Source organism: Selenomonas oralis (assembly GCF_051603425.1).
Classification (GTDB): domain Bacteria; phylum Bacillota; class Negativicutes; order Selenomonadales; family Selenomonadaceae; genus Selenomonas; species Selenomonas sputigena_A.
Genome location: NZ_CP194411.1, coordinates 2,277,410 through 2,291,527, shown reverse-complemented (window position 1 = coordinate 2,291,527; position 14,118 = coordinate 2,277,410). Strand labels below are relative to the sequence as shown.

Annotated in this window: 10 protein-coding genes; 9 read left to right on the top strand and 1 reads right to left on the bottom strand. The window is 45.1% G+C overall.

The window, feature by feature from the left end:
• Window positions 1-103: 103 nt before the first annotated feature.
• Window positions 104-1,732 (bottom strand): SGNH/GDSL hydrolase family protein, encoded by a 1,629-nt coding sequence (locus ACRTGH_RS10865; protein WP_368846017.1) that lies wholly within the window; start codon window positions 1,730-1,732, stop codon window positions 104-106.
• Between the two features lie 110 nt (window positions 1,733-1,842).
• Here ACRTGH_RS10865 and cobO point away from each other — a divergent pair, with 110 nt between their 5' ends.
• From cobO to carB, 9 genes are all read left to right on the top strand, one after another.
• Complete coding sequence (cobO, locus tag ACRTGH_RS10860; protein ID WP_438474886.1) at window positions 1,843-2,385, top strand: cob(I)yrinic acid a,c-diamide adenosyltransferase; 543 nt, start codon at window positions 1,843-1,845, stop codon at window positions 2,383-2,385.
• Between the two features lie 93 nt (window positions 2,386-2,478).
• Entirely contained in the window at window positions 2,479-4,131 is a 1,653-nt protein-coding gene (gene ilvD, locus ACRTGH_RS10855) for a dihydroxy-acid dehydratase (protein ID WP_368846019.1), read from the top strand.
• Window positions 4,132-4,150: 19 nt separating this feature from the next.
• Complete coding sequence (gene trmL / locus ACRTGH_RS10850; RefSeq protein ID WP_368846020.1) at window positions 4,151-4,633, top strand: tRNA (uridine(34)/cytosine(34)/5-carboxymethylaminomethyluridine(34)-2'-O)-methyltransferase TrmL; 483 nt, start codon at window positions 4,151-4,153, stop codon at window positions 4,631-4,633.
• Window positions 4,634-4,669: 36 nt separating this feature from the next.
• Complete coding sequence (gene murB / locus ACRTGH_RS10845; RefSeq protein WP_368846021.1) at window positions 4,670-5,596, top strand: UDP-N-acetylmuramate dehydrogenase; 927 nt, start codon at window positions 4,670-4,672, stop codon at window positions 5,594-5,596.
• A gap of 106 nt (window positions 5,597-5,702) precedes the next feature.
• On the top strand, window positions 5,703-7,316 hold the full coding sequence (locus tag ACRTGH_RS10840) for an MBL fold metallo-hydrolase (RefSeq protein ID WP_368846022.1): 1,614 nt from the start codon (window positions 5,703-5,705) through the stop codon (window positions 7,314-7,316).
• A 242-nt stretch (window positions 7,317-7,558) separates the two neighbouring features.
• A complete protein-coding gene (locus ACRTGH_RS10835; RefSeq protein WP_368846023.1) occupies window positions 7,559-8,518 on the top strand; it encodes an aspartate carbamoyltransferase catalytic subunit in 960 nt (319 codons plus the stop codon).
• The gene (locus ACRTGH_RS10830) at window positions 8,502-9,812 is read left to right on the top strand and encodes a dihydroorotase (RefSeq protein WP_368846024.1); all 1,311 of its coding nucleotides are present in this window, start codon (window positions 8,502-8,504) and stop codon (window positions 9,810-9,812) included. The genes ACRTGH_RS10835 and ACRTGH_RS10830 overlap by 17 nt, the downstream gene beginning before the upstream one ends.
• On the top strand, window positions 9,809-10,882 hold the full coding sequence (gene carA, locus ACRTGH_RS10825; protein ID WP_368846025.1) for a glutamine-hydrolyzing carbamoyl-phosphate synthase small subunit: 1,074 nt from the start codon (window positions 9,809-9,811) through the stop codon (window positions 10,880-10,882). Before ACRTGH_RS10830 ends, carA begins: the two co-directional genes overlap by 4 nt.
• 2 nt (window positions 10,883-10,884) lie before the next feature.
• Complete coding sequence (gene carB / locus ACRTGH_RS10820) at window positions 10,885-14,115, top strand: carbamoyl-phosphate synthase large subunit (protein ID WP_368846026.1); 3,231 nt, start codon at window positions 10,885-10,887, stop codon at window positions 14,113-14,115.
• Window positions 14,116-14,118: the final 3 nt, after the last annotated feature.

Genomic DNA, 14,118 nt, shown 5'->3' with positions numbered 1-14,118 from the left:
TTCATAAAAAGGAAGCCATGTCGATTGTGCAGTCCACACAGTCAACATGGCTTCTTTTTTATGCTGATATAGGCGAGAAAGGGGAGATACAGCACACAAAATATTATTTCCGGAATTGATCCAAATGTCGATTGATGATTTCTGCCATAAGCATTTTGCCGCGAATGTCGGGATGAAGTCCGTCAATGGAGAGATCGGGTGCCATGATTGTGCGACTTGCATCGTAAAAATATGGCTCAAGATCGATATAATGCTTTTGTCCACGGATATAGCCATTGACCCTCGCGAGTTTTTGCCACCATAAGGGATCGGTTTCAACATGGAACGCATGTTGTATATTTTCTGGATTGATGGGCATGAGCGTGAGGAAAATAGGATTGATATCGTTGGCTTCGCACTTTTTCCTAATGGCCTCGAGATCGGCGATGATCTGCTCGGAAGTTATATCAGGCGCGCGTAAGCTGTTTGAACCTGTGAGTATCAAGAGATTATAAGGATGAAAATATAGGACATCCTTCTCGAAACGTAACATCGTTGTATGTGATGTGTCTCCGCTGCGTCCTATATTGACTGCAGGGATATCGAGATATGTCGTAAAGCTGTATTCAAGATCCATCGGAGAAAAAGAAAGTGCTCCGCCTCCATGCGTGATACTGTCACCGAATGCTGCAGCGAAAATACGCTTACTTTTTTCTTTTACTGTAAATTTCTCTGTGTCAGAGTATGTACCGATTGTATTGCCGTTATCATCTATAGCACGGACGCGCCAATAATATTCTCCTGCATAAGGACGTGCGTATTCATCATAGCAACTGAATGCATCGGTTACTTTCTGTGCCCATTGACGATTTTTTGAAGGCCGCGTGTTGTTTTCTTCCTCAGGACGCAGCGGCACGACCATGAGCTCAACCTCATAATTACTGCAGCCGTTTAAAGGTATCCACTGATAAACGGGATAAACGGGTTCCACGGGGTTTGGCATCTGATCGAAATTATTGATTAACGGTTTTGTGGGGAGGGCCTTCTTTTTATCAATATAAATAGGTTCAGCTTCAGAGAATTCACCAATGGGTTCGCGATGGAAGCCCAAAGCACGTACACGCCAATAAAGCGTCTGTATATCGCTTTGGATAAAAGGTGTAAGATCAGCTTGATAACCATTCGTGAATATTTGATCCGTATTATAAAGATGATTTTGACGTGAGAGCAAAATTCCGCCATCTTTGTCCGGATCGCCGGAAAGAATCTCCAATTCATAGCATACAGCGCCAGGAACCGTGTGCCAGACAAGAAAAGGTTTGCGGCTCGCTGGATTGCTCTTTGTATATTCGAAAATTGGGCGCGGTTGAATCGGTTTGTTGAAGCTAGGGTTTTCCACCACGTTAGAAGGCGGAGTGATTTGTCCGAACATACCATAGGCAGTGATGCGATAGTACATTGGAATAGGTGTGGATGGCATTTCGTAGGAAGATTTCAATGTGATTTCTGAGCCAAAAGAATGATATTCAGGCGTACCATCAACCATATCTGTTGTCTTGGAGAGGATTTCAATGCGATAAAAGCAGGGGTAAGGCAGACGTTTCCAAGAAATTCGTATATGACCACCGTTCTCCTCAAAAATTGGGGTGAAGGGAATGTTGCGAAGACCAAGTACATCTGTTTTTTCGGTTAAAAAGATGCAAAGGAAAGTGAAGCACAGGATGATGAAGGTGAACAAAAGAAATTTTTTCATAACAGCACCATAAGTAAAATAAAGTATTATAATAATAACTAAAGCATTAGTATATCATGTTTTTTAGGCTTACAGAATAGGATTTTAAGAAAAACTTTCAAAGGAGAGATATTTTGGAACCAACAGGTTTGACGATTATCCATACAGGAGAAGGAAAAGGAAAAACGACGGCAGCTATTGGTCTTGCAGTTCGTGCTTGGGGAGCAGGGCTTCGTATACTTGTGTTGCAATTTATTAAGGGCAGTTGGAAATATGGTGAATTAAAGGCTCTTGCTGCATTGGCAAAAGTGAATGGTCGCATTGCAATAAGACCGTTGGGGATAGGTTTTACTCGTAAAGCCAGCGAGACAGAATTAGCAGAACACAGAAAGAAAGCCGACGAGGCATTATTGGAAGCGGAACAAGAAATGAAAAGCGGCCTCTGGGACATGATCATTCTTGATGAAATTAATTATGCTTTGAGTTTTGGTTTACTGGAAGAAGAACAGGTACTTGTATTTTTGCATGAAAAGCCTGCTTCAATGCATCTCGTTTTGACAGGGCGAGGAGCTCCTCCGGCAATTCTTGAAAAGGCAGATTTGGTAACGGAAATGAAGCTTATCAAGCATCCTTTCCAGCGGGGAATCAAAGCGCAAAAAGGCATAGAATTTTAAGGCGTATAAATTTCTTGAATCCAACGTGAATTTGCGATAAAATCTAGGATATATTTATCAATTCGTATATGTTCTAGTTAGGCGGGATAAAATATGAGAAGTGATATTGTAAAAAAGGGAGCAACGCGTTGTGCGCATCGTTCGCTTTTTCATGCGATGGGATATGGAGCAGAAGATTTGCGTAAGCCTTTAATTGGTATTTGCAATTCTTTTAATGAGATTGTTCCCGGACACCTGCATCTGCGCGAAATTGCAGATGCGGCAAAACTTGGCGTAGCGGCTGCAGGCGGCACGCCGTTAGAATTTCCAGCCATCGCACTTTGCGACGGTATTGCTATGGGGCACACAGGCATGAAATTTTCTCTTGCAAGTCGTGAGCTCATTGCTGATTCCATTGAGTCTGTTGCCATGGCTTCTGGTTTTGACGGTCTTGTGCTCATCCCGAATTGTGACAAGGTAGTTCCTGGAATGCTTATAGCGGCAGCCCGTCTGAATATCCCCGCGATTGTCGTCAGCGGCGGTCCGATGCTGGCGGGACGGTTTCGTGGACAAGATATAAGCGTCAGCCAATCGTTTGAGGCTGCAGGAAAATTTGCTGCCGGGCTTATTGATGAAACCGAAATGACGGCACTAGAGGAGCAAGCCTGTCCCAGCTGCGGTTCCTGTGCCGGATTGTTCACGGCTAATACTATGAATAGTCTGACGGAAGTTCTTGGCATGGGGCTGCCAGGCAATGGTACGATTCCGGCAGCTTATACAGGGGCTCGTAGGCTTTTGGCAAAGCGGGCAGGCAATATTATTTTGGACCTTATACAGAGAGATATCAGACCCCGTGATATTATGACGCGTGAAGCGTTTGAAAATGCTATTACCGTAGATATGGGGGTGGGGGGATCTTCCAACACAGTACTTCATCTGACCGCTATTGCCCATGAAATCGGGATAGAGCTTCCTGCGCCGCTCTTCGATGAAATCAGCCGTCGCACACCTTATATCACGAAACTTAGTCCTGCAGGCAAACATCATATGCAGGATCTTGATGAAGCAGGCGGTCTTTCCGCTGTCATGAATGAACTTTCGCGGGAAGGACTCATTCATCTCGATGCTTTAACTATTTCAGGTACAATAGGGGAACGCATCAAAAATGCGAAAATCCTGCGTCCTGATGTCATCCGTACCGTTGAAAAGCCTTATCGAAAACAGGGGGGGCTTGCTATTCTTCATGGCAATTTGGCACCGGATTATGCGGTTGTCAAAGCTTCAGCCGTATCGGAGGATATGCTGGTTTACAAAGGAACGGCAAAATGCTTCTCTTCCGAAGAGGAAGGTGTTCAGGCCATTATGGATGGAAAAATTCATGATGGTGATGTTGTCGTTATTCGCTATGAAGGGCCAAAGGGCGGACCTGGTATGCAGGAAATGCTGAATCCAACCGCAGTCATTACAGGTATGGGACTCAAGGTTGGCCTTATTACAGATGGTCGTTTCAGTGGCGCCAGCCAAGGTGCGTGTATCGGACATGTATCGCCTGAGGCCATGGCTGGCGGCCCCATTGCACTCATTGAGGATGGTGATATCATCTCGATTGATATCCCTAGCCGCAAATTAACTCTTGAGGTCAGTGATGAAGAACTCCAGCGGCGTAAAGGGCAATGGAAACAGCCGGAGCCCAAAATCAAGACAGGTTATCTCGCTCGTTATGCAAAACTCACGACATCTGCAAATACCGGAGCTGTCTTGGCATGATGGGTAGGATTGATTTGTCTTGCATATTGTCTTGATTGAACCACAGATTCCAGGGAATACTGGAAACATTGCTCGTCTCTGTGCTGCAAGCGGCATAGAGCTCCATCTCGTCAAACCCTTGGGATTCATGGTGGATGACAAGCACTTGAAACGTGCAGGTCTTGATTATTGGCACTTGGTAAAAGTCCATTATCATGAAAATTTTTCTGAAGTTTTGTGTCGTTTTACTGACGAGAATTTTTACTACTGCTCGAAAAAGGCACCGCGTTCTTACGATTGTGTATCATATCGAGAAGATGATTTCCTTGTCTTTGGAAAGGAAACCACGGGGCTTCCTGAAGCGCTTTTGAGACAGCATTGGGAGAAATGTATCCGCATACCTATGCACGAAGGCGCGCGGTCGCTGAATCTTTCCAGTGCGGCAGCAATTGTAGCTTATGAAGCCTTGCGACAGTTAGGATTTCCTGGGCTGGAAAGTTCCGGACATTGGTATGGTCGTTGATTTTTGTGTAAACGAAATTTTTTGAGATGGGACTGGTTGGATTTGCAAATCAATCAAAATTTTGTTGACGAAATTCGGGAAAGGATAGAGGCAGAAAAATTCCTTCTCAATGAACCGATGAAAGAACATACAACATTCAAGATTGGCGGCCCGGCCGACTATTTGATTTTTCCATCTTCCATAGATGAAGTGGCATTTATTTTCCGTTCCTTGAGAAAATATGATATTCCTTTTGTTATACTTGGCAATGGCTCTAATGTGCTTGTCCTCGATCGGGGGATACGTGGTGCTGTTATCAAGTTCGATTCACCGATGTCCTTCATAAAACGGAATGATGCAAGGATTACTGCGGGAGCAGGCGCCCTTTTACAAGATGTATCAAATTTTGCTGTCAAAAACAGCCTCTCAGGCATGGAATTTGCCTGTGGTATCCCAGGAAGTATCGGGGGCGCGGTATTCATGAATGCCGGAGCCTACGATGGTGAGATGAAGAGTATCGTTGAAGGTGTACGTGCTGTTTCTCCAAAGGGAGAGGTCACCGAGTTCGAGGTCGATGATTTGGATTTTTCTTATCGGCATAGTGTTTTCCAAAAGAATGGTTATGCTGTTTGCGAAGTTGAACTTAAACTCATACCAGGCGATAAGAAAAATATTGAAGAAAAGGTTGCTGGTTTTACAAAGCGCAGGGAGAGCAAACAACCTCTTGAAATGCCAAGCGCTGGAAGTACTTTCAAGCGCCCTGAGGGATATTATGCGGGAACTTTGATTGAGCAAACAGGGCTCAAAGGCTTTGCTGTCGGAGGTGCAGAAATTTCCGTCAAACATGCAGGCTTTGTTGTTAATACAGGGGGGGCTACGGCAAAAGATGTGTTGGAACTTATTCGGCAGGTACAGCAACGTGTTTTTGAAAAAAATGGTGTTCGATTATTCCCTGAAGTTCGCATTTTAGGTGAGGCAGAATAGGGAGAAAAAAAGGAAAAGGAGTGATCTTTTTCCTTTTTTGGTAGTTAAAATCAGAAAATTATGATATACTTGAGTCGTGGGATAAGTTCTAAAGGAGTGGAGCAGAATGAAATTAACCTTCCTTGGTGCCGCTCATACTGTTACGGGTTCATCCTATTTATTAGAAAGCGAAGAACGGAAGATCTTAGTGGACTGTGGCATGTTCCAAGGTGGACGTCGCATAAGAGAACTCAATTACAAAGAATTTCTCTTTAATCCATCCGAAATTGACTGTGTTGTCCTGACACATGCCCATATCGATCATTGTGGCTTGGTACCAAAACTTTATCGGGAGGGTTTCAAAGGAACAGTTTATGCCACAAAAGTAACGTGCGAATTGGCACATATCATGTTGCCTGACTCTGCCCACATACAGGAACACGATTCTGAAGTTCTGAATCGTAAGATGCAAAGAAGCGGAGATACTTTAATTCAGCCACTTTATACAATGGATGATGCGGAGGCTTCGCTCAACCTTTTTTCACCGAAGCCATATAACGAAATCTTCCGTATCGAGAACAATATAGAAGTTTGTTTCCGTGATGCCGGTCATATTATTGGTTCTGCCATTCTTGAAGTTTATGTAGAGGAAAATGGTGAAAAAACGAAGCTTGTCTTTTCCGGTGATTTAGGACAGCCGGATCAGCCGATTATCAAAGATCCTACAATCATTGAAGGCGCGGATTACCTTTTGGTGGAATCGACGTATGGCGACCGTTTGCACCAAATCTATGACAAGGAAAATGCTCTCTTGGAAGCTGTGCAAGATACTATGGAGCGTGGTGGTAACCTTATTATTCCGTCGTTTGCTGTTGGCCGCACCCAGACATTGCTTTACTACTTCTATAAACTTTGGAAAGAAGGTCGTATGGAAGATGTTCCCATCATCCTTGACAGCCCCATGGCCATTGCAGCAACGCGTGTTTTTATGCAAAATGTACAGGAATTTGACGATACAACAATAGAACTTTTAACTACGCATGGCGGCGGTTTGCCGCAAATGCCACATCTGCGTATTTGCGAAACTCCAGAAGAATCACGGGCACTGAACTCACAAGAAAGTTCTGCAGTCATCATATCTGCCAGTGGTATGGCAGATGCTGGACGTATTCTGCATCATCTCAAGCATAATCTTTGGCGTCCCGAATCAACGATCCTTTTTGTTGGTTACCAGGCAGAAGGAAGCCTTGGACGTCGCCTTATAGATGGTGTAAAACGTGTTAAGGTTATGGGTGAAGAGATTATCGTTAAGGCGAATATCCAGATGCTGGAAGGATTTTCGGCACATGCTGATATGGGTCAGTTGCTCGATTGGATTGCGGCAATTAGAAGTCCTGAACCATCTCGCGTATTCATCGTGCACGGCGAACCGTCCGCCTCGGAATCTTTGAAGGAGCAGATAAAAAAACGTTTTGATTTAAAATCATATATTCCGTTTTTAGGTGATTCTGTCTTTATGGATGGACGTAAGCACACGATACAGGAATCCAATCTGCCGGAAGTTTCTGTTGAAAAAGATATGGAGGATTTTCTTAGAACTGTTGATTCTACCTATCGTCAGCAAAGGCGTAAATTGTTGCAGTATGTGGTGCGCAATCCCCAACAAATGGAAATGGTCATACGGACTGTACAGAAAGGCTGGAATTATATGAAAAAATTATTTACGGCCTTCAACGTATGAATATCAAATCTCTTTTCATTGACAGAGAAAAATACATATGATAAGATTCAAAAAAAGACAAAGCCATATAAACTTGCCTTTGAAATTAGTCCAGTGAGGCTGATAAAGGAAGCCGTAAAGTTACAGCTGTGTAATAGCTGTAACCTTGCCATATATTGAAGCTTTCTTATGCCTTGCGTAAGAAAGCTTTTCTTTTTTCTCCGTGCGAGGGAATGATAGGGAATTTTTAAGGAGTGAGTTGCTTGGATAAAAATTCTGTCTCTTTACGAGGAAAAAATATCCTAGATCTAGAGGATTTCTCCTCGAAAGAGATCCAAATTATTTTGGATTATGCCAAGGGGATGAAAAATGTCATTCATCGGGATATCAAGAAACTTCCAACATTGCGGGGCAAATCTATCGTTACACTTTTTTACGAACCAAGTACAAGAACACGCTCGTCTTTTGAGTTGGCCGGAAAATATCTCGGTGCGGATGTCATCAATATTACAGCTTCGACGAGCAGCATTGTCAAAGGCGAAAGCCTGCGTGATACCTTGCTGACAGTTGAGGCAATGGGAGTCGACGCCATTATCATGCGTCACAAGGCAGAGGGGGCAGCTGCTTATGCAACGCAGGTTGTTTCTCCGGTGATTATCAATGCAGGGGATGGGGCGCATGCACATCCTTCCCAAGGATTGCTTGATCTTTTTACCATCATGCAATATAAGAAAAAGCTGACGGGACTCAAAGTTGCTATCCTTGGAGATATCCTGCACAGCCGTGTAGCTCGTTCAGATATTTGGGGTATGCGTAAGATGGGATTGGAAGTTCATCTCGCCGGTCCCCGTACGCTTATGCCTCGTTTTCTTGCTAAAGAACCGGGCATTTTCATACACGACAAGGTAGAGGAAGCCATTCAAGAAGCTGATGTCATCAATGTTCTGCGCATACAGTTGGAACGCCAAAAAGCGGGTCTATTTCCTTCGATGCGCGAATATGCACGCATCTTTGGACTGAATGAAAAGCGCCTGAAACTTGCAAAGGAAGATGTTCTTATTCTTCATCCTGGTCCGATGAATAAAGGATTGGAAATCTCGCCGAAGGTCGCATACAGTGAACATTCCGCCATAAAGGAACAAGTTCAAAATGGGGTCGCTATCCGTATGGCACTTCTGGCTTTGACGTTGATGGGAGGCAGACAGAATGAAGCAGGTATTTAAGGGCGGCCGTGTTATCGATCCGAAAAACAACAGGGATGAACAAGCGGATATTCTCGTTGAAAATGGTATTATCAGCGAGGTATCAGAGGATATAGATGCATCGGATGCAGAAATTATCGATGTCACGGGAAAAATTCTTGTTCCTGGACTCATCGATATGCATACACATCTTCGTGAACCTGGCCAGGAGGCAAAGGAAGATTTTCAGTCGGGTTCCATGGCAGCTGCCGCAGGCGGCTTTACGACGGTAGCAACTATGCCAAATACAAGCCCTGTGGTTGATAATGCCGCCCTCATACGAAGTTTGCAAACAAGAGCGAAGGAAATCGGGTTAGTTCATATCGAGATCATCGGAGCTTTGACAAAAGGACAACGGGGCGAGGAATTGGCTGAACTTGGCGATATGAGCGAAACGGGAGCCGTTGCTTTTTCGGATGATGGTCATTATGTACGATCCGCTAAAGTTATGCTTAACGGCATGGATTACCTGAAAAATTTCAATAAAATTATCATTGATCATGATGAAGAAATCTCTCTTGTTGAAGAAGGTGTCATGAACGAAGGACACTGCAGTGCTATGCTGGGGATGAAAGGACGGCCGACGGTAGCAGAGGATATAGCTGTAGCGCGCGATATCTTGTTGGCAGAATATGCGGATTCGCCCGTACATGTCGCGCATATGAGTTCTGCACGCTCTGCAGAACTCGTCAGAGAGGGAAAAGGACGCGGCGTAAAAGTTACGGCTGAGGTGACCCCGCATCATCTCATCCTGACAGATGACTGTGTCACCCCGTTTGATTCTTCGACAAAGGTGAATCCTCCGCTGCGTGAATCCAAGGATGTCGCGGCCATGCTTGAAGCATTAAAAGATGGCACGATTGATATCATTGTTTCGGATCATTCGCCTCATGCAGAAGAAGAAAAAGATCGTGAGTATATGTATGCACCAAGCGGATTTCCTGGATTGGAAACGACGTTAGGGCTGCTTTTAACGGAAATTTACCATAAAGGACACATGGGGCTGTCGGAGCTCATAGCAAAAATGACTTGTGCCCCGGCGGAACTTTTCCATCTCGATGCAGGGAGTCTGGAAGTTGGAAAAACGGCAGACATTACTGTGATTGATTTGGAAAAAGAATGGGTGGTAGATTCCAGCCAGTTTTATACGCGCGGCACACATTCACCTTTTGTGGGACGCCACTTGAAAGGGAAGGCTGTAATGACTGTTGTTGATGGCCGGATCGTGATGCGGGATGGGAAGGTTGTTGCCTTCGGAGAGGAAGGAACCCTATGAAAGGAAAATTGATACTGGAGGATGGCAGCATTTTTACGGGAACGTTGCTGAATGAAACAAAAGCTTTCGGTGAAGTCGTCTTCAATACGGGGATGACAGGATATCAGGAGGTTTTGACAGATCCTTCGTACTGCAGCCAAATTGTTACATTGACGTATCCGATAATTGGCAACTATGGTGTAGCCAAGGCTTTTATGGAATCCAGAAAATCGTTTGTGAGTGGGTTTATCATTGCAGAACTTTGCGATGTCGGCAGCAACTGGCAATCTGAAGGAGAATTGGCAGATTTCCTGTGCAAACAGGAGATTGCTTGCCTCCATGATGTCGATACGCGTGCTGTTACGCGCCGTATTCGTTCAGCCGGAACGATGAAGGGAGTTATCGTATCGGAAGGCACGCAGCAGGATGAGATAAAAAAACTTCTTGACAAAAATATAAAGAAAGATGTCGTCTTGGAAGTCACCACACCGAAAATTTATACCATAGAAGCGGACCAAGAAGACGCTCCGCATGTGGCGGTCCTGGATTTTGGCATCAAGCAGAATATTTTGCGCTCCCTGCATGAGTTTGGTTTCAAATTGACCGTCATGCCAGCATATACAACGGCGGAGGAAGTTCTTGCGCTGGAACCGGATGGTATCTTTCTCTCTAACGGACCGGGGAATCCTAAGGATGTTCCTGAAATCATTGCGGAAGTCAAAAAACTTATAGGCCAAAAACCTATATTTGGTATTTGCCTTGGACATCAAATTTTTGCCCTTGCTATGGGAGCAGATACCTATAAACTAAAATTCGGTCATCGTGGGACAAATCAACCTGTTAAAAATCTAGCTATGGATCGAGTACATGTCTCGTCCCAAAATCACGGGTTTGCCGTTAATGCGGATTCTTTAAAGGGACTTCCACTTGAAATTACGCATCGTGCAGTCAATGACAACACTGTAGAAGGGCTGCGTCATACGGAGCTTCCAATCTTTACCGTCCAGTATCATCCCGAGGCCTCGCCGGGGCCAAGCGATAACCGATATTTATTTGAACAATTCATGTCCCTGCTCAAGGAGGAAGGGTAACGATGCCGAAGAAAGAGTATTTAAAGAAAGTCATGGTTATAGGCTCAGGTCCGATCATCATAGGACAAGCCGCTGAATTTGACTATGCAGGCTCGCAGGCATGCCGCTCCCTGAAAGAGGAGGGGCTGGAAGTCGTCCTCGTCAACAGCAATCCTGCCACTATCATGACGGATACGCATATTGCCGATCGTGTCTATATTGAACCCTTGACAGAAGATTTCTTAGAGGAAATCATCGCCAAAGAAATGCCGGACGGCCTTCTGGCGACCTTGGGTGGACAGGCTGGACTCAACTTGGCTGTCAAACTTGCAGAAAAAGGCGTATTGGAAAAATACAATGTTGAACTTTTGGGCACAAGTATCGAAGCAATCAAGAAGGCGGAGGATCGGGAACTCTTCAAAGAAACAATGCAAAAAATTGGCGAACCGATTCCGGAAAGCACCATCGTTGATGATGTAGAAGCAGCTGTCGGTTTTGCGAATGAAATCGGTTTTCCTTTGATTGTACGTCCAGCCTATACGATGGGCGGTACGGGCGGCGGTATTGCTGAAACAGAGGAAGAGCTTATCGAAATCGTCATCAAGGGCTTGAAATACAGTATGATTGGTCAAGTTCTTATCGAGCGGAGTGTCGCTGGTTGGAAAGAAATTGAATACGAGGTCATTCGCGACGGCAAGGATAATTGTATTACGGTTTGCAATATGGAAAACTTCGATCCTGTGGGTGTTCATACAGGTGACAGTATTGTTGTCGCGCCGTCGCAAACATTGTCCGATCATGACTATCAAATGTTGCGCAGCGCCTCTCTGCGTATCATTCGTGAGCTTGATATTGAAGGCGGATGCAATGCTCAATATGCACTTGATCCAACCAGCAACCAATACTATGTCATTGAAGTCAACCCCCGCGTAAGCCGTTCCTCGGCCTTGGCCTCCAAGGCGACGGGTTACCCTATCGCCAAGGTATCGGCTAAGATAGCCATTGGCTATTCCTTGGACGAAATCACAAATGCCGTTACGCAAAAAACAAAAGCCTGCTTTGAACCTTCCATCGACTATTGTGTCATTAAGTTTCCTCGCTGGCCCTTCGATAAGTTCGTTTTTGCCGATCATACGCTCGGCACACAAATGAAGGCAACCGGCGAAGTTATGTCCATCGACAGGAACTTCGAAGGTGCGATACAGAAGGCAGTGCGGTCCCTAGAAATCGGTGTGAAGCGCCTGCACCTGAAGGAAATGGATGAGTGGAGTGACGATACCCTCAGAAAGGCACTGAACAAAATCAACGATGAACGTATTTTTGCCATCGCTGAGGCATTTCGCCGTGGTATTTCCGATATTGAAGAAATCTATGCTATAACGAAAATCGATCGTTGGTTTTTGCGTAAAATTAAACATATTGCGGATATGGAAGTTCGACTTATACAGGAAGAAATTACACCGAAGCATTTGGTGGAAGCAAAAAAAATCGGCATGTCGGATGAGGCCATTGCAGAACTTTCCGGCCGCACAATGAACGAAATACGTATAATGCGTAAGGCAATGAAGCTTTTTCCGTGCTATAAGATGGTTGATACATGCGCTGCGGAATTTGAAGCAGCGACACCATATTATTATTCGACGTTCAATGCCCAGGAAGATGAAGTGCAGGTGAGTACGGACAAGCGCAAGATCATTGTTCTTGGTTCGGGGCCCATCCGCATCGGGCAAGGTGTCGAATTCGATTATTGCTCCGTTCATTCCGTATGGGCGTTGCGCGAAATGGGTTATGAGGCTATTATCATCAACAATAACCCCGAAACAGTCAGTACGGATTTCGACATTTCCGATCGACTTTATTTTGAACCTTTGACGGTGGAAGATGTTCTGAATATCATTGACAAGGAACAGCCCGAGGGTGTCATCGTGCAGTTTGGCGGACAGACGGCCATCAATCTTGCTGCCGCTCTGCAAAAATCAGGCGTACATATTTTGGGCACATCTGTGGATGACATTGACCGAGCAGAGGATCGTGAACGTTTTGAGGAGGTTCTCAACCAGACACAGATTCCCTGCCCGAAAGGAATCAGCGTCACGAATGTAGAGTCTGCTGTTGAAGGAGCCGCGACTATTGGCTATCCAGTTATGGTACGTCCCTCCTACGTTCTTGGCGGCAGAGCCATGGAGATTGTTTATAAGGAAGATGAGCTGCGCGATTATTTGAACCGTGCTGTCAAGGTTACACCCGATCATCCTGTTCTTGTTGACCGCTATATGCAGGGGACGGAAGTGGAAGTCGATGCTATTTGTGATGGTATCACCGTTGTCATTCCTGGCATCATGGAACATATCGAGCGTGCTGGCGTACACTCAGGTGACAGCATTGCCGTATACCCTCCCCAGACGCTTCCGGCAAAAGTGCTCTATACCATCATTGATTACACGAAACGTCTTGCATTGAATCTTCACGTGAAAGGTTTGCTCAATATCCAATACGTTGTTGTCAATGATGAGGTTTATGTTATTGAAGTCAATCCGCGCTCAAGCCGCACCGTTCCCTTCCTCAGCAAGATTACAGATATCAAGATGGTAAATTTGGCGACACGGGCTGCAATGGGGCATTCTTTGGAGGAAATGGGATATTTCTCTGGTCTTGTTCCGCCTCGACCATATGTTGCCGTCAAGGCTCCAGTATTCTCGTTTGCCAAAATGCAGGATGTCGATATTTCTCTTGGACCAGAGATGAAATCGACGGGTGAAGTAATGGGCATCGATTATCATTATGCTCGAGCACTTTACAAAGCAATTTCGAGCGCCGGTATGAATATACCTAAAAACGGACGAATTCTCTTTACTGTCGCAGATAAAGATAAAGAGGAACTCAAACAACTAGCGAAAGCTTTCTATGAATTGGGCTTCCAGATTGCTGCAACAGAAGGCACGGCGCGTGCGATTCAGTCTGTGGGCATAGATTCCGACATAGTGGGCAAGGTGCATGAACGCAGTACAGATATTATTCAAATGATTAAAACAGGAAAAATACAGATGGTTGTCAATACTCTCACTCAAGGTAAAGGCTCGGCACGTGACGGTTTCAAGATCCGCCGTGCAACAGTAGAGCATGGCATTGTCTGCCTGACCTCCTTGGATACGGCGTGGGAAGTTCTTCGCGTACTATCTTTTATGCAGCAAAGGCGTCTTATTTATGCTCTTGCCCTGCAAGATTATGTTGGGGGGGGAGACGATCTCTCCTGACAA

Coding starts and splice junctions, on each gene's coding strand:
- ACRTGH_RS10865 (WP_368846017.1), bottom strand. CDS start 1,732: ATGAAAAAATTTCTTTTGTTCACCTTCATCATCCTGTGCTTCACTTTC.
- ilvD (WP_368846019.1), top strand. CDS start 2,479: ATGAGAAGTGATATTGTAAAAAAGGGAGCAACGCGTTGTGCGCATCGT.
- ACRTGH_RS10840 (WP_368846022.1), top strand. CDS start 5,703: ATGAAATTAACCTTCCTTGGTGCCGCTCATACTGTTACGGGTTCATCC.
- ACRTGH_RS10830 (WP_368846024.1), top strand. CDS start 8,502: ATGAAGCAGGTATTTAAGGGCGGCCGTGTTATCGATCCGAAAAACAAC.
- carA (WP_368846025.1), top strand. CDS start 9,809: ATGAAAGGAAAATTGATACTGGAGGATGGCAGCATTTTTACGGGAACG.
- carB (WP_368846026.1), top strand. CDS start 10,885: ATGCCGAAGAAAGAGTATTTAAAGAAAGTCATGGTTATAGGCTCAGGT.